The organism is Pseudomonas sp. PDM32 (assembly GCF_019219225.1).
GTDB classification, from domain to species: Bacteria; Pseudomonadota; Gammaproteobacteria; order Pseudomonadales; family Pseudomonadaceae; genus Aquipseudomonas; species Aquipseudomonas laurylsulfatiphila.
On sequence record NZ_JAHUWE010000009.1, the window covers coordinates 74435 to 91114 of the forward strand.

Here is a 16680-nt window from a genome sequence, read left to right on the forward strand (position 1 = left end):
CTATGTGGATAGGCACATCCGCTCGGTAAGCACACCCCCTTACAAGCTTCCCGCCGCCCGATAGCCACACGTCCGATTGTCCATCAGAGGTTGTCTTCGCTCATGAAATTCCATGTCCCACGGAGGGTGCTCTTCGGCCTGTTCGCATTCGCGGCAGTGGGCTCGGCATCCGCCACACAGATGAAGGACTCAACCCCTGCTTTTGCAACTCAAGCCCCAGCCGTTCAGGCTCCCGTCCAGGCCGCCGGCAACCCTTGGCCGACCTTGGCCAGCATGGCCGGCAAGCAGCCGGGGCCGTTGCTTGCCCATGACGACCGCTACTGGCATGACGGCCGTTGGCACGATCGTAGAGACGATTGGCGCCGAGACGACTGGCGCAGGGATCAGTGGCGTAGAGATCAGTGGCGTAGAGAGCAAGCCCGCCGAGAAGCCGAGCGCCATCGTGATTGGGAGCGCCACCGTTACGAGGACGATCGCCGTTACTATCGTCGCTAGTGCGAAGCCCCGGAACAATCCGGGGCGCAAGCCGCCCTTCGTGACAGGCCGCAATCGGCCAAGAAGGGACATTCGATAAGCCCAGAAAGCCCCGTTATCGCGGGGCTCAACACAAAGTGAAGAACGAGGTTAGAACGACTCGACTGGCTTCTTGGCTTGCTGAACCAGCTTGTTTTCGTCCAGTTTCGGGAAAGAAAACTTAATGATGATACTGGACTCGTCACCCTCGCCAGAGACAATCAAATCAGCGCCCCTGATGTTGGCAGGTGCTGAATTCATCAAACTATGGACGTTGGAGGCCCCCTTGGCCGGGGTGAGCCCTTCAACAAAGGAATAGGTCAAGTCGTTGGCGGTCAACGCAACATTCTCGTAGTTCGTGAGTTTGGCTGTGTATTCATCCTTGCTCTTTGCTTTACCCGCGAGCTCAATGAGATCCAGCACGGATTTCCCATCAGTGAGCGACACCAGAGTAAATGTCTTTGCAAGAGCGCCAATGGCGCGACCGAACAGGTCACGATCATAGGGTGCAAACAGCGAAACCAACATCAGTTTGTCACCACTAAAGACCAGGGCCGCGGTGAATTTCTGATCAAGAAAATCCACATCGTCCATGCATCTTGCAGTAGCCCCTACTTCAGTTGAGCAGTCGTAGTAGCCTGCCGCCTCGGTGTATTTGGCAATCGGCGTGTCATAAACGTAATTTTTGAACAGGTTGTCTTCCGCCAGCGCATTCTGCATGCCGGTAAAAATCCCCATGGCGGCCAGCGCTGCAGCAAAAACTTTCTTTGACATGGATTCCCTTCCTAAATGAGCATTGAGATTGATAGCTAGATGCTATCAGTCAGATCTGCCCTGCTCAATCCCATAATGATTCACGCCTGCCCAGTGTCATCAAGGGTGCCCTTACAGCTCGCAGAGATGAGTTGCGCCAATTGACGCCGAAAGCAGAAAGCCCGAGGCTGGGTAGCGCCCATGTACTCAACGGAAGTTGATTGATTGCCAACCTGGAAATCCATGAGTTCAAGAGTTATTCCTGACGCTCGAACCCAGCTTGAAGCGCATGCCTGTTCAACCAGAACGAAACACAATTTGACCTGACCAGTCACTTGCATTCGCTCCGACCACCGACTGCCTCGACCCTCAGGCACCGGCCCTTCTCATGCCGATTGTCTGCGCCAGGTGCCCGGTGATGTGCCGAACTGGCGTTTGAATGCGCGACTGAACGCCGCTTCGGATTCATAGCCCACTGCAAAGCCGATTTGCGCCACGTTACCGCGACCTTCGCGCAGGTGTTGAGCCGCCACGTGCATGCGCCAGAGCGTCAGGTATTGCATCGGTGGCTGTCCGACCAATGCCGTGAATCGCTCCGCGAATACCGAGCGCGACATGCCCACTTCAAGCGCCAGGGCTTCCGCCGTCCAGCCCTCGGTTGGACGGGCATGGAGCAGCGCCAGGGCGCGCCCGATATGCGGATCTCGCAGGCCCGCCAGCCACCCGCGCCGTTCAGGGGGGAGGTTCGCGACATACTGGCTGACGGCTTCGACGAACAGCAGTTCGGAGAGCTTGGCGATGACCGTTGTCGAGCCGACGCGCCCCGCCGCGATCTCACTGACGGCGAAACGGAATGAGCTTTCAATCCAGGCGCCCGAAGCCGTCGCGCGCACATCCAGCTTCAACAAGGATGGCAGCGACGAAAGCAACGGGCTGAACGGTGTTTCCGAGCCGAGGAATCCGCACAGTAACTGTGTGGCCTCGCCGCCCCCGCCGCACTTGATTCGTGATATGCCGCCGACCTCCGGCGGCTGAATGACTTCGCGCGCCGACATGGGCGCAACGCCTAGATCACTGCCAAAGGTATGAACGTCATTGCGCGGCAGCAGAATGAGTTCGCCTGCCCGCACGTCGAGGGTAGCACCATCGTCGACTCGCAATTGCATGTGCCCCGCCGCGACAAAATGCGAGGCAATGATGTGTCGAGGGGCGGCCAGGAACGGTTTGCAATCGTCGGCGGAGATTCTTCCGCTCAGACACCAGGGCGCAGTGAACTCCGCCTCGAGGAAGACCCCTCCAGACAGCCGAATCACCCGCAATACATCAGATAGCGCATCCAGCAATTGCCAGCCCTCCTTTCCGGAGTCCCGAGCATGTAATCAGGCGCACTGGTCATTCGCCGCCCGAACGGCGAGGCCTAGATTAGCACCAACGCGGACTCAGTGATCGAGACCATCCCCAGACGCTTCACCGATTTTCATTGACTCCCGCGTTAAGCGTAATTGGCCCATTCCAACTCGACCACGCAAGCCGGAGATCAGTATGAACACCGCCGCTACCCTGCCCCGCCCGGACTCGGGCAACGCCGTCCGCTATGCGCAACTTGTCAGATCCTCGAAGAAAGCGGAATGGCAGATCGATCGCGACTTGCTGCAGGACCGCAGCTTCGACTTCTCGCGCAAATTCTTGCCCGACGGCCTATCGCATATCGACCGCCTGACCTTCCTCGGCGCAGACGAGGCACGCCTGCTCAGCCAGATTCAGGGCCGAACCTATGCGTATATTTTTGGTCTGGTCGAGCGTTTTATCAGTGCCAAGATGCTCGATCAGGGTCGGGCCCATGTATTTGACGATCAACTCGCCCTCGAAGCGCTGGTGCGCTTTTCCAACGACGAGATCAAGCATCAGGAACTGTTCCGGCGTATCGAGACGATGATGGGTTCTCGATTGCCGGCGGGATATCGTCAGGTTGCCGATCCGAACGATGTGGCGCGCGCGGTCCTGGCGGCCAGCACCTGGGCGGTACTGGCGCTGACCTGTCATATCGAGCTGTTCGTTCAGACGCACTACGTGCAGAGCATCGCCCCGCGCGAGGAGTTGTGCCCACTGTTCAGGGACGTCTTCAAGTTTCACTGGAAGGATGAAAGCCGGCACGTCGTCCTCGATGAACTGGAGTGGGAGGCGGAGCACGCGAAACTCTCCCCGGCCGAGCGCGACCAGGCCGTGAACGATCTGATTGCCCTGGTGGCGGCCGTCGATGCGATCCTGCAGGCACAATCGGCAGCCGATGCCGACTACTTCATGGGAAATGCTTCACGATCGTTCAGTGTCGATGAGACCGCGCAAATCAAGGCCTGCGTGCTGAGCGCCTACCGTTGGCAATACATTGTCTCGGGCGTACAGCATCCACACTTTGGCCGGCTGCTTGCGCGCATGACAACCCCGGCACAGATGTCCAGGGTCCAGACCGCACTGGCACCGATCATGGGCCAGTGATCGACAAGGGGCGACCGACCGCGCGTCGGTCGCGCGACAGTGGGATGACGTGTTGAAAATGATTGATCGAGGATGGCAGCCATGACGACTCCGATGTGGATGCTGCTTGGCTTTGCGACCTGGACCTTGCTGCTGTTGATGGCAACCGTCGGGGTCTATCGCTGGGTCAGAATCCTGTTCTCGAATGTTCCGATCGCTTCTTTCCGAAGCGATCAGCTCGAAGGCGAGGATTGGTATCGCCGCGGGACAAGAGCACACGCCAACTGCGTGGAAAACCTGCCGGTCTTTGGCGTCATCGTGTTCGTGATTTCCGCCCTTGGTATCGACGGCCCTGGGGTGAGCTACTTGTCCATCATCGTCCTGATCGCTCGTGTGTGTCAGTCTCTGGTGCACGTATCCCATGTGCAGACCGATAGCTTCGTGGCGGTTCGATTTACTTTTTTTTGCCTACAATTGATCTGTTTTCTCGCACTCATTGTCATCGCCGCTGGTTACGGCGCAGGCATACTCGAATAGAGGTACGACTGTTCGGCAGGGAACGTCTCGACTGATCGCAGACGCCCCTGTCCAACCTCCTTCACCAGGACGAATCAGGAGAAGAACATGCGCACACTGACCGTTGCCGCGTTCGTCAGCCTGGACGGCGTCATGCAAGCGCCCGGCGGGCCTGAAGAGGACACTAGTGGCGGATTCCGCTTCGGTGGCTGGATCGTGCCCTACGCCGACCAGACAACCGGCCAGGCCGTACAGGACCTGTTCTCGCAACCGTTCGAGTTACTGCTGGGGCGTCGTACCTACGACATCTTCGCCGCCTATTGGCCGCACGCTTCGGCCGACTCCCCCCACCACACCATTGCCGACCTGTTCAACGGCGTGCCCAAGCACGTGGCCACCCATCGCGGCGATTCGCTGGAATGGCACAACAGTCATGCGCTGCAGGGCAATCTGGTCGACGCGATGACCTTGCTCAAGCGCCAGGACGGTCCTCGGCTACTGACCCAGGGCAGCGGCGACCTGGTGCGCCAACTGCTCGCCGCCGGCCTGGTGGACGAGATGCGGCTGATGATTCACCCCATCCTGCTGGGACGCGGCAAGCGCCTGTTCGACGACAACGCACAGGCGGCGGCCTTCACCTTGCTGAACTCGATCAGCTCGCCCGGGGGCGTGCTGATCGCCCGCTATACCCGCAGCGGCGAGGTGCGCACAGGTACGTTCTAACGTGGCGGGCGGCGATAGCCTCGCGGTTGGGGTATGCCTCACGCCACCTGCAGCAACTTCGCGTAAGCCCGCAAATGGTGATCGTCATCGCCAAACTGACGCGCCACCATCAGCAAATGCTTGGCGTGATGCGACAGCATGTATTCCCAGGTCAGGCCGATGCCGCCGTGCAACTGGATGCCCTGGTCGGCGACAAAGCGGCTGGCGCGACTGACGATGAACTTGGCGGCTGCCAGGATGCGGCTGCGTTCGTCACTGTCCGCCTGATCGGCCACGCAGGCCGCGAGCAGTGTCATGGACGTGGCCTGGTCCAGCTCGATGCGCATGTCCACCATACGGTGTTGCAGCACCTGGAACTTGCCAATGGGCTGACCGAACTGCTGGCGGGTTTTCAGGTAGTCGAGGGTCAACGCGCACGCCGCTTCCATGCTGCCGACGGCCTCGGCGCATTGCGCAGCGATGCAACGGCCCTGCTGATAACGCAGCGCCGGCAAGGCCTGCCCCACTGCGCCGAGTACCGCGCTGCTCTTGACGAACACGTCTTCCAGGTACAGCTCACAGGCCATCCGCCCGTCCATGGTGGCGAAATCGCGTCGACCGACACCGCGGTCTTGCGGGTCGACCAGAAACACCGTGATGCCCTTCTCGTCCCGAGCCCCGTGGCTGGTGCGCGCCGAGACAAGAATCAGCCCGGCGCTCTGACCGCCGATGATCACCGACTTGCGGCCATTGAGCTTCCAGCCGCCGCTGACCGCCTCGGCGGTCGTCTGAACGTCGTGCAACTGATAGTGACTCTGCGGCTCATCGAGGGCCACGGCCAGTTGCAAGCTGGCGCTGCCGACCTGCGGCAACAGCGTGTCTTTCTGGGCGGAGGTGCCCAACTGGTCGACCAGGCCACCGGCGAAAATCACCGAATGCAGGAATGGCTCCAGGCACAGGCCCCGGCCCAGCTCGGTCATGATCAGCATGTTCTCCACACCGCTGCCACCATAGCCGCCATAGGCTTCGGCAAAGGGCACGGCGCAGAGGCCGAGGTCGCCCAGTTGCTGCATGAACGGGTCGCTGAAGCCGTGTCTGCTCTGGCGATATTGCTCGCGATGCTCAAAACCATACACGTCCCGCACCAGGCGCGCGGCGGTTTCCTGCAGCATCAGTTGCTCTTCTGTCAGTTTGAAATCCATGATCGGGGCGCCTTACAGTTCGAGGATCATTTTCGCGATGATGTTCTTCTGGATCTCGTTGGCCCCGCCATAAATCGAGGCCTTGCGCGCATCCAGGTACTGGTAGGTGGCCGCGCTGCTGTAGTCGGTGTACAGCAAGGGTTCGCTGCCGTAACCCAGCTCATCCTCAATGAACGGCAACGCGTACGGCCCCACGGCCTTGCTGATCAGGTAGGTAATCGCCTGCCGGATCTCGGTGCCCTTGATCTTCAGGAACGAGCTTTCGGCACCGGGTACTTCGCCGTTTTGTGTCGCCGCCAGGGTTCGCAGGTTGCTCATTTCGGCCGCCATCAACTGCATCTCGACTTCAGCGATCTGCGTGCGGAACAGCGGGTCGTCGATCAGTGGCCGGCCATCGCGGACTTCCTGGCTGGCAATGCGCTTGAGCCGGGTGAGCAATGCCTTGTTCTGCGCAATCCCGCCGATGCTGGTGCGCTCGTGGGTCAACAGGTACTTGGCGCAGGTCCAACCCTCATTCTCCTGCCCGACCCGATTCGCCACCGGCACCCGCACGTTGTCGAAGAACACTTCGTTGACTTCATGCTCGCCGTCCAGGGTGATGATCGGCCGCACAGTGATACCGGGGGTTTTCATGTCGATCAGCAGGAACGAAATGCCCCGTTGCTGACGCGCATCGGGGTCGGTGCGCACCAGGCAGAACATCCAGTCGGCGAAATGCGCCAGCGTGGTCCAGGTTTTCTGGCCGTTGACCACATAGTCATCGCCCTCGCGCACCGCACGGGTTTTCAAGGACGACAGATCAGAACCGGCACCCGGTTCGGAGTAACCCTGGCACCACCAGTCTTCACAGGAAAGAATCCGCGGCAGGAAGTGTGCTTTCTGCTCGGCGGTGCCGAACTTGATGATCACCGGGGCAACCATTTTCAACCCGAAAGAGGAGGCTTTCGGCGCCCCGGCCGCGAAGCATTCCTCGTCGAAAATATGCTTTTGCACATCGCTCCAACCGGTACCGCCGAACTCGACAGGCCAGCCCGGTGCGAGCCAGCCTTGCCGGTTGAGTGTGCGCATCCATTGCACCTGATGCGCTTTGCTCAGGCGCTTGCCCAGGGCGATCCGCTCGGCGAATTCAACGGGTAGGTGATCACGAAGAAATGCGCGCACATCCTCGCGAAACGCGCGCTCGTGCGCAGAGAATTCAATGTCCATCCATCCACTCCAAAAGCATTGGGGCTTACCCACAACCCCTTGTAGGAGCGAGCTTGCTCGCGATGGTCGCCAACGATAACGCTGGCTTCCTGACTCCCCGCGGCGTTCTCGGGTTTTTCGCGAGCAAGCTCGCTCCTACAAGGAAATAACGGGGCTTATCAGTCGAAAACAATCACCGAACGCGCCAATTCACCGCGACGCAGCTCATCGAACGCCTCGTTGATCTGGTCCAGACGGATGCGCTGGGAAATCATTTCATCGAGCTTGAGCTTGCCGGCCATGTAGAAATCGACCAGGCGCGGCATGTCGACCGGGAAGCGGTTGGAACCCATCAACGAACCCTGGATACGGCGTTCATGCAGCAGTTGCAGCGGGTCCAGCTCGATTTTCAGGCCGGGCTTGAGCATGCCGATCACGGTGGCGGTACCGCCGCGCGCCAACATGGCAAAGGCTTGCTCGGCGGTCTGCTTGAGGCCGATGCATTCGAAGGCGTGGTGCACACCGCCACGGGTCAGTTCCATCACTTGCCTGGCGGCATCGCCGTCCCGGCCGTTGATCAGGTCAGTGGCACCGAACTGTTTGGCCAGTTCCAGCTTCGTGTCGAGCATGTCGATGGCGATGATCCGCCCTGCCCCGGCCAGTGCCGCACCGTTGATGGCCGCCAGACCGATGCCACCGCAACCGATCACGGCCACGGTTTCGCCCGGCCGCACCTTGGCAGTGTTGAACACCGCGCCGGTGCCGGTCGTTACGGCACAACCGAGCAGCGCCGCACGGTCCAACGGCATGTCGCGACGGATCGCCACACAGGCGTTTTCGTGCACCAGCATCTGCTCGGCGAACCCGGACAGGTTGACGAATTGCGGCATCGGTTTGTGCACGTAGGTCAGGCGCGGCTCTTCGTCCTTGTCACGTTTGGTTTCCGGCGACACGCAACGCGCCAGGTGGCCGGTGACGCAGTGCTCGCAATGGCCGCAGAACACCGTCAGGCAGGTGACCACATGGTCGCCCGGCTTGACCGAACGCACTTCGGAGCCGACCTGCTCGACCACGCCGGCGGCTTCATGACCCAACACCATCGGGCCGGGATACGGAAACGAGCCGTCGATGACGTGCAGGTCCGAGTGGCACACCCCCACGGCTTTGGTGCGGATCAACACTTCACGCGGGCCCGGTTTGCTGATGCCCACTTCTTCAATGACCAGCGGGGCTCCAACCTGATGGAATACGGCAGCTTTCATGACAGTTCTCTCGACAATGATGTGGGGTTCAGGCCGGGTTGGCCGCTGTACGCAAAACGGCTTTGGCATGGCTGAAGGTGCGGAAGCCGTCGATGCCGTGATAGGCCCCCATGCCGCTCTGGCCGACGCCGCCGAAAGGCAGGGCTTCGGTGCTGGCATGGCTCATCACGCCGTTGAGGGTCACGCCGCCGGAACAGGTACGGGTCAGCACCAGGGCTTCTTCGGCGGCATCGTTGCCGAAGTAGTACAAGGCCAGCGGACGCGGCCGCGCATTGATCTGGGCGATGACTTCGCTGAGGGTTTCGTAGGGTTTGATCGGCAGCAGCGGACCGAAGATTTCGTCCTGCATTACCTGCAGGTCGTCGCCGGGATTGCGCAGCAGCGTCGGTACGATCTTGTTCAGCGGCGACTGGCTGAAGTCTTCAGCGCCGGCATTCAGTTCGATCAGCTCGACACCCGCGGCGCTGGCCTCGCTCAGGTAACCCTGCAAGCGTTCGAAATGACGGGTGTTGATGATGGAGGTGTAGTCGGGGTTGTCCTTGAGCGTCGGGAAGAACTTCGCCACCACGGCTTTGGCCACGGCGATGAAAGCCTCTACCGACTCTTGCGGGACAAACACGTAGTCCGGAGCCACGCACAACTGACCGGCATTGAGCAGCTTGCCGATCACGACCTTGGCCACCGCTTCGTTGAAGTTTGCCGAACGCGAGATGATCGTTGGCGACTTGCCACCCAGCTCCAGGGTCACCGGCACCAGGTTTTCCGCCGCGGCCCGTAGCACGTGCTTGCCGATGCTGGTGGCGCCAGTGAACAGCAAATGGTCGAACGGCTGGCCGCAGAACGCCTGCCCGACGTCCGCACCACCCAGGACCACCGCCACTTCGTCTTCGGCGTAGACCGAGCGGATCAGCCGCGCGATCAGCTCCGACGTATGCGGGGTGAATTCCGAGGGTTTGATCATTACCCGGTTGCCCGCCGCCAATGCGCCGGCCAGCCCGCTGAACACCATGTAGCCCGGCACGTTCCAGGCCGTGACGATGCCCACGACACCCAGCGGCTGGTACTGCACCCAGGCTTCGCCGGCGCGGGCCCGACGTTGTTCCGGGCGCATCCATTCGGCCAGTTCGGCCTTGGTCTGCTGCAGTGTCGCCAGTGGCGACAGCACTTCACTGCCCTTGGAGAAACCCGGGCTGCGATGGCCGAAATCGGCGGTCAGAGCCTCGATGATGTCCTGTTCGTGATTGACCAGCAAACCGATGGCCCGGTCGAGCAACTCACAGCGCTCTTCAAGGGTATAAGGTTCGCGGTCCTGGAAGGCCGCGCGTTGTTTTTCCAGGATCGTGCGGATGTCACAGCTCGTCGAACTCTCGATGGCGCTCATCACTACCTCTCTTGTTTTTGTGAGGCCGCGGCCACGGCCGGGCGGTAATGCACAGGGTCTGGCTGCATGGTTGATCATCGCGGGCGCCGCGCCGCCACCCGGATCAGGTGGGTGGTGTCACGGCGATGGATTCAGGCGAGGATGCCCATGGCCTTGGCGCTGTTGATGGCCTGGGTGCGACGGCAGGCGCCGAGCTTGACGTTGATGTTCTTGGCGTGGGTTTTCACGGTGTTTTCCGAGATGAACAAGCGGCTGCCCACTTCGCGTACCGACATGCCCTCGGCCAGTAACTTGAGCACCGACACCTCGCGGGGGGTCAGGTCATCCTGGTAATCCGGCACACCCGCAGAGAGACGAGTGACAGTTGCCTGGCCAGTTTCCGCCGGCTGTTCACGGGCCAGAATGCGGTTTTTCTGCCGGGCAATCGGTGCCTGATACAAGGCGTTGTCGATCTTGCCCCACTGCATGCGCCGCTCGGCCTCATGCAGCAGCAGATGAGCCTTTTGTGGGTCGTGGTTGCGCGAGGCAATCTCCGCGAGCAGCAGATAGGCATTGAGTACAAAGGGGGCGCAGCAATCGCGGACCTGCAGCAACCCCGCCTGGATCACCACTTCGGCTTCGCTGCAATGCCCTTGCTGCAGCAGCAACTCGCCGCGCAGGAACAGCAACCGACCGAGCAACGGATATGGCTGCGACGGGACCGGGGCCAACCGGTCCAGCTCAGTGCGCAACAGTGCCTGGGCAAAGCCCGATTGTCCCCTGAGCATCATCAGGCGGACCCGGTCGGCATTGACCAGCACTTCCGATTCATGACTGCCCTGGCGTCGGGCCAACTCCAGCGACTGATCCAGCAAGGTTTGCGCTTGTGCAAGATCGCCGGTCTCCATGGCAAGGCGCGCCAGGATGCAATGGCACAACAACACCGACAACCAGTCCTCTCCCCCAAGATAATCAAGGGCTGCACGGCAATGCAGGCGCGCCGCCCCGGTCTGTCCACGCAAGGCCTGCAAGGTGCCAAACAACGCCTGCCAGTTCGCCAGCAGGCGTTGAGTGCGTACCGGGTCGGGCAGCGGCAAAAAATGCCCCAGACGCGCCAGGCATTCGGCGGCTTCGTCCAGTCGCCCACTGAACAGCAAGGCCTTGGCGCACAGATAGATCAGACGCGGGCTGCTGTGCAATAACTGCGGCTCGATGCGCTCACGCCAATCCATCAGTTTGCTCAAGTGCCGTTCCCTGAGAATCCAGCTCAGCCACAGGCGCTCCATGTAGTTGGCAGCCACTTCAGGTTGATCGGCACACAGTGCCTGCTCCACCGCGTCGTCGACATGCCCGAGCACACTGAGCAGCTGACAGGCCCGCAAGCGCAGCCGGTTCAACGGCGCACCGCTCAATTGGCTTTGCAGGGCTTGCGCCACCGCGGGCAGCAGGCGGAACCAGCCGGGTTGTTGCTCGATCGGGAACACAAAGGCCTGGCATTGCAACAGACTGTTGAACACCTGTGCTGCTTGCCGGCCTTCCCATAACTGTTCGCAGAAGTCCGCACTGACGCGGGACAAATGTGCCAGCCCACCCATCACTTCGCGCTGCTCGTCACTCAAGCGCGATAACAATTCACGCTCCAGGTATTGGCCGAGCAATGGCGACGGCTGGGCATGATCCAGCGAAAGCGACAGGCGAACACCGGCGCACCACCCGCCTGTCTCATGCCAGAGACTTCCCCTGGCCAGCGCATCGGTGTGTGGCGCCAGGGCGTCAATCAGCGATTCGAACTCATCGGGGCGCAGGGCCAGTTGCCGGGCACCAAACTCCTGCAACTGACCGGTCAGCATCAGACGCGGCAGGTTCCAGTCCGGACGTTGGCGACAGGTGACCAGTACTTGCAGTTGCCGGTTGTTGAGGGCCAGGAGTTGATCGAACCAGTGGTTCAGGTCGGCGGGCATATCCACGGGAAGATCGTCGAACACCAAGCGAATCGGGCTGGATTCGTTTGTTTTTTTTGCCGACAGGAATTCGTTGGCTGCACGGGCCTCTTCGCGGGCAAGCCCGCTCCCACAGTTGATCCCGTTCCCCTGTGGGAGCGGGCTTGCTCGCGAAAGCGATAGGTCAGTCGCCGGATTACTGGAATCAAGAAACGCCAATACCCCATCCGGTGCAGTATCCACCGGCAACCCAAGCGCCCCCGCCAACCTGGCAATAAAGTGCTCCAGCGTCTGCCGCTGTCCGCCCAAAGCCATCCAGACCACCGCCCCCGACGGCGCAATGCCTTGAAAGTACTGCTGCAACAAGGACGTCTTTCCATACCCGGCAGGCGCACAAAGCAGTTGCAAGCGACACGGCTTGCCCTCAAGTGCATCGATCAGATGCGGCCGTGGCACAAACATGGCGGACCTCGCTGATGGGGAGTAAGCACCATCATTGAGCCCGACGCCGGAAAACGCGCCACCCGCATCAGGTGGTAGGCGCCGCACAACGCACAACGCCCTGCGAACAGGGCGTTGTGCGAAGCGGGACAAAGAGTCAGCGAATGCCGTCGTTGCGCAGCGCAGCCGGAGTGAAGTCGGTCATCTTCGCGGTCATGCCGTACGTCGTGGCATGCCTGGACTGGTTGGTCATCGCCAGGACGTTGTAGCGACCGGCAATCAGGTCGTAGATGCCGAGCATGGAGAAGTTCGACGAACCGCGCTCGTAATCGTTGACCGCATAACCTTCCGCCACTCGCCACAGCTGCCCGCGACCGTCGTAGTGATCGACCTCGGCCAGTTGCCAGGTGTCTTCGTCGAAGTACATGTCACGCTTGGCGTAGACGTGGCGTTGACCGGGTTTGAGCGTGGCCTGCACGTGCCACACGCGGTGCAACTCGTAACGGGTCAGGTCCTGGTTGATGTGCCCCGGTTTGATGATGTCGTCGTATTTGACCTTCGGCGACTGCAACTTGTAGTTGTTGTACGGGATGTACAGTTCCTGTTTGCCCACCAGTTTCCAGTCATAACGATCCGGCGCGCCGTTCATCATGTCGGTGTTGTCGGCGGTGCGCATGCCGTCGGAACCGTTGCCCGGGCCGTCATACGCCACTTGCGGTGCACGGCGCACGCGGCGCTGACCGGCGTTGTAGACCCATGCCAGGCGCGGCTCCTTGACCTGGTCGATAGTCTCGTGGATCAGGATCACACTGCCGGCCATGCGCGACGGCGCGGTGATTTCCTGCTTGTAGTAATACAGAACGTTATCGGCCTGCCCGGCATCGACGCCTTCCATCAACTGCGGGAAAGCCAGTTTGTCCTCGTACTCGACGATGGAATAGGAACCGTTGGTTTGCGGGGCCGCCTGGGCCGCGATACGTTCCATGTTGCCGCCGCGATAGCGGTTGGTGTGGTTCCAGTACACCTCCACACCGTTCTTCGGAATCGGGAACGGGTAATAGCGGGTCTGGGTGAAGTTCACCAAGCCGTTGCCGTCAGGGGTGAGTTCGGTGGTCACCGCACTCTTTTTGGCGATGTCATAGATGTTCTGTGGCGACGCGGCCGTGCGTTGGGTCTTGTACACCGGGATCCGGTAGCTGTCCGGATAGCGCTTGAACATCGCCAGTTGACCGGGGGTCAGCTTGTCCTTGTACTGCTCGACGTTGGCTGCCGTGATCACGAACTGCGGCTTGTCACTGGCAAACGGATCGCCAAGAAATCCATTGTCGAGTGGCGCCGCGCCGGGCTTCAGGCCACCGGTCCAGGCAGGAATGCTGCCGTTGGCATTGCCCTCTTTCTGCGCCCCCAACGGCGTCAGGGTGGTGCCCAGCTGGGCCGCTTCCTGCGGGGTGACGGCGGCCATGACCCCAGTGGCCAGCAACGACAGACTCAGTGCGCCGGCGCGCAGAATTAAACGTGCGTTCATGTTCAGTTTCCTCTGGCAGGGTTGCATCAGAAATTCACGCCGAAACTCAGCGCGGCGTAATCACGGTCGACGTTGGTATTGAAATCGCCACCGAAGTAGTTGGTGTAACTGAGGCTGGCGGTGTAGGTGTTCTGGTAGTCGGCATCGACACCGAGGCTGACCGCCTTGGAACCTTCATCGAAGTTCGGGCCGTAGCCCTGGACGTCGTGGGACCAGGCAAGGTTCGGCGAGAGGTTGATACCGGCGATCGCGTTCGGGTAATCGAGCTTGCCGCGCAGCCGATAGCCCCAGCTGCTGCTGGTGTAGAAGCCATCGTTGTTGCACTCCTGCGCCGGGTTGCTGGCGTTGGGCAGGCCCGCTGCGCTGCCACGGCAAGTGGCCGCACCGGCAGCACCCGGCAATTCGCCGGAACCGAAGGCCGGGCTGCGACCGAAGCGCAGGTCCGTACCGTCAGCCTTGCCCAGGCCGTTGATCTTGTTGTAACCCACCTCGCCCACCAGGGTCAGGCGACTGGCGCCGAACACCTGATCGAAGAACTGCGTCGCGGTCACCTGCGCCTGGGTCACCGGCATGCGCTTGTAGCCATTGACCTCGCCACCCAGGGTGCGCCCGGCGAAACCGGTGGTGATCAGGGGCGATGTGGCGCCGAAGGTCGCCGCGGACAACAGGTCGGCGGTGTTCAGTTGCAGCGGCATGTTCGGCCGGTAGCTGAGTTCCCCCCCCAGCGAAACGCCCGCGACGTTGGTCTGGAAGCTCAAGCCATACAGGCGAATGTCTTCCGGATAATCGATGAAGTAGCGGGCACTGCGCGCCGAAGCCACGCCCCCGGCCGGGTTGCTCATCTGGTTGATGCTCAGGAGCGGGTTGCGGCTGTGATAGTTCATCGCATAGGCGCCGAACTCGGTGTCGTTGGCTTCCGGCACGTACCAGCGCAGGGCCAGGCCATACTGGCCGCTGTCGCGTGCATCGTTATCGTTGAGGCGCGGGATAAAGGCGTCATCGGTGCCTGCGGCAATGGCCGCCAAACCACCGGTGTTCTTCGCCACGCCCGGTGGCAAGTCGAGACCGGCGATCACCAGGCGGTCGTCACAGCCTTGCGGTACGCCGTCATTGCCAAAGAAAGTGCCGCAGTTGTCCACCACCGACTTGTCCCATTGCAGCTGGTAAAACGCTTCGGCGGTGATGTTGTCGGCCAGGCCCTGGGACACGTACAGCAGGTTGACCGGAATCAGGCCTTCCTTCACTTCCGCACCGGGACGACGCAAGGCGGCGACGTCGATCGGGTTGATGCTGTTGATCGAGTTGCCGATGAAGGTACTCTCGCCCCAGCTCACCACTTGCTTACCCAAGCGCACGTTGCCGACCTGATCGCCAATCGAATAGTTGTGGTAGACGAAGCTGTCGAGGAACATCGCGCCGGAGGACTTGGCCGCGCGATCACGCCCCGAGTCGTTGATGTCATAGAAGGGGCGGCTCTCGTCCATCAGCTCGAAGTCGTACCAGTATTTACCGCGCACGAAGGCGCCGCTGTCACCGTACTTCAGCTCCAGGTCATGCACGCCCTTGAAGATCTTCGAGAAGGTTTCACCTTTCTTGAAATTCAGGCGGTTGTCGTCGGTGGTCCGGGACGCGGACTTTCCGCCGGTAACGCCCTGTGAGTTGAAGTTGGAGATGAATTGCTTGTCCGGATCAGCCGTCGACCAGCTCGCCCCTATCGACAGCGATGAATCGAAACTGCCCTGAACTTCCCCGATATTGAAATCAACAGCGTGAGCCTGATTGCTCGCGCAAGTGGCAATCATTACAGCGACGGCCAGCAGACTCGGCTGGAAGACTCCGCGCATTGTTTTTGTTGTCATGCGGTTTCTCCGGTTAAGGATTAAGTGTTGGAGCGCCCATGCTAGTGGGGCTCCGGCCCGTCCCTCACACCCGAACGGGTGATTTGAAGGGGTGTTGGTCGCGAGGTTTCGCGCGGTGTAACAGCCCGGTCCAAGCCGGGCGTTACGCTCGGTGACATTCACCCGGTAAAGCTCGGCACGCGTTTGTCGATAAAGGCCGCCACGGCTTCGCGGTGGTCGGCGGTCTGGTGCGACAGCACCTGGAACGTCGCGGACATTTCCAGCAGCGTGTCGAGTCGGGTGTGCAAGGCTTCGCGCAACAAACGCTTGGCCAGACGCACGGCGTGAGGCGGGTTGGCGGCAATCGACGCGGCGATGTCCCGTGCCGTGTCCAGCAACTGTTCGGCGGGAACAACGCGAGACACCAGGTTCCATTGCTCCGCTTGACGGGCGTCGATCATTTGCCCGGTCAACGTCAACTCGGTGGCACGGGACAGACCGATGATCCGTGGCAACAGCCAGGCGCCGCCGTCCCCTGGAATGATCCCCAACTTGACGAAGCTCTCGGCAAACTTCGCCTGCTCGGACGCCACGCGGATGTCGCACATGCACGCCAGATCCAGCCCCGCGCCGATGGCCGCGCCATTGACCGCGGCGATTACCGGGACTTCCAGATTGAACAGCGCCAGGGGCAGGCGCTGAATGCCGGTGCGATATTCCTGACGCAATTGCATGCCCGACATTTGCCCATAGCGGTCCATGTCGCGCACGTTGCCACCGGAGCAAAACGCGGTGCCGGCGCCGGTGATGATCACGGCACGCACGCTGCTGTCGCGCTCGATGCGCTCGATGGCTTCGAGGAACTCCGGCACGGCACTGTTGCCGGTCAACGGATTGCGTCGCTCGGGGTCATTCATCGTCAGGGTGACGACATGACCTTCCTGTTCGTATTTCAAAAACGGATTCAT

General features: G+C 61.1%; 14 protein-coding genes. 4 read left to right on the forward strand and 10 right to left on the reverse strand.

Going from position 1 to position 16680, the window contains the following annotated elements; translation table 11 throughout:
• Positions 1 to 102: 102 nt before the first annotated feature.
• Positions 103 to 495 carry a hypothetical protein gene (locus tag KW846_RS30085; protein WP_256356781.1) on the forward strand — a complete coding sequence of 131 codons (393 nt, stop codon included), beginning with the start codon at positions 103 to 105 and terminating at the stop codon, positions 493 to 495.
• Positions 496 to 624: 129 nt separating this feature from the next.
• Here KW846_RS30085 and KW846_RS18105 read toward each other — a convergent pair whose 3' ends face one another.
• Together KW846_RS18105 and KW846_RS18110 are read right to left on the reverse strand one after the other, a co-directional pair.
• The gene (locus KW846_RS18105) at positions 625 to 1287 is read right to left on the reverse strand and encodes a hypothetical protein (protein ID WP_218483969.1); all 663 of its coding nucleotides are present in this window, start codon (positions 1285 to 1287) and stop codon (positions 625 to 627) included.
• Between the two features lie 365 nt (positions 1288 to 1652).
• A complete protein-coding gene (locus KW846_RS18110) occupies positions 1653 to 2609 on the reverse strand; it encodes an AraC family transcriptional regulator (RefSeq protein WP_218483971.1) in 957 nt (318 codons plus the stop codon).
• Positions 2610 to 2808: 199 nt separating this feature from the next.
• Between KW846_RS18110 and KW846_RS18115 the strand changes: the two genes are divergently transcribed.
• The 3 genes from KW846_RS18115 to KW846_RS18125 all read left to right on the forward strand — a co-directional run bounded on the left by KW846_RS18115 (position 2809) and on the right by KW846_RS18125 (position 4980).
• Entirely contained in the window at positions 2809 to 3762 is a 954-nt protein-coding gene (locus KW846_RS18115) for a diiron oxygenase (RefSeq protein WP_218483974.1), read from the forward strand.
• Between the two features lie 81 nt (positions 3763 to 3843).
• On the forward strand, positions 3844 to 4278 hold the full coding sequence (locus KW846_RS18120; protein ID WP_218483976.1) for an MAPEG family protein: 435 nt from the start codon (positions 3844 to 3846) through the stop codon (positions 4276 to 4278).
• 87 nt (positions 4279 to 4365) lie between these two features.
• Positions 4366 to 4980, forward strand: a complete 615-nt coding sequence (locus KW846_RS18125) for a dihydrofolate reductase family protein (RefSeq protein WP_218483978.1) — start codon at positions 4366 to 4368, stop codon at positions 4978 to 4980.
• A 38-nt stretch (positions 4981 to 5018) separates the two neighbouring features.
• Here the strand turns inward: KW846_RS18125 and KW846_RS18130 are convergent, their stop codons facing one another.
• From KW846_RS18130 to KW846_RS18165, 8 genes are all read right to left on the reverse strand, one after another.
• Positions 5019 to 6161 (reverse strand): acyl-CoA dehydrogenase family protein, encoded by a 1143-nt coding sequence (locus tag KW846_RS18130; protein WP_218483980.1) that lies wholly within the window; start codon positions 6159 to 6161, stop codon positions 5019 to 5021.
• Between the two features lie 12 nt (positions 6162 to 6173).
• The gene (locus KW846_RS18135; RefSeq protein ID WP_218483982.1) at positions 6174 to 7367 is read right to left on the reverse strand and encodes an acyl-CoA dehydrogenase family protein; all 1194 of its coding nucleotides are present in this window, start codon (positions 7365 to 7367) and stop codon (positions 6174 to 6176) included.
• 158 nt (positions 7368 to 7525) lie between these two features.
• On the reverse strand, positions 7526 to 8608 hold the full coding sequence (locus KW846_RS18140) for a Zn-dependent alcohol dehydrogenase (protein WP_007974217.1): 1083 nt from the start codon (positions 8606 to 8608) through the stop codon (positions 7526 to 7528).
• A gap of 28 nt (positions 8609 to 8636) precedes the next feature.
• The gene (locus KW846_RS18145; protein ID WP_218483984.1) at positions 8637 to 9989 is read right to left on the reverse strand and encodes a coniferyl aldehyde dehydrogenase; all 1353 of its coding nucleotides are present in this window, start codon (positions 9987 to 9989) and stop codon (positions 8637 to 8639) included.
• A gap of 131 nt (positions 9990 to 10120) precedes the next feature.
• Positions 10121 to 12370 (reverse strand): LuxR C-terminal-related transcriptional regulator, encoded by a 2250-nt coding sequence (locus tag KW846_RS18150; RefSeq protein ID WP_218483986.1) that lies wholly within the window; start codon positions 12368 to 12370, stop codon positions 10121 to 10123.
• A gap of 136 nt (positions 12371 to 12506) precedes the next feature.
• On the reverse strand, positions 12507 to 13874 hold the full coding sequence (locus KW846_RS18155) for a DUF1329 domain-containing protein (RefSeq protein WP_007974213.1): 1368 nt from the start codon (positions 13872 to 13874) through the stop codon (positions 12507 to 12509).
• A gap of 26 nt (positions 13875 to 13900) precedes the next feature.
• Positions 13901 to 15733: a DUF1302 domain-containing protein gene (locus KW846_RS18160; RefSeq protein WP_218483987.1), complete on the reverse strand. Its 1833-nt coding sequence runs from the start codon at positions 15731 to 15733 to the stop codon at positions 13901 to 13903.
• Positions 15734 to 15891: 158 nt separating this feature from the next.
• The gene (locus KW846_RS18165) at positions 15892 to 16680 is read right to left on the reverse strand and encodes a crotonase/enoyl-CoA hydratase family protein (protein WP_218483990.1); all 789 of its coding nucleotides are present in this window, start codon (positions 16678 to 16680) and stop codon (positions 15892 to 15894) included.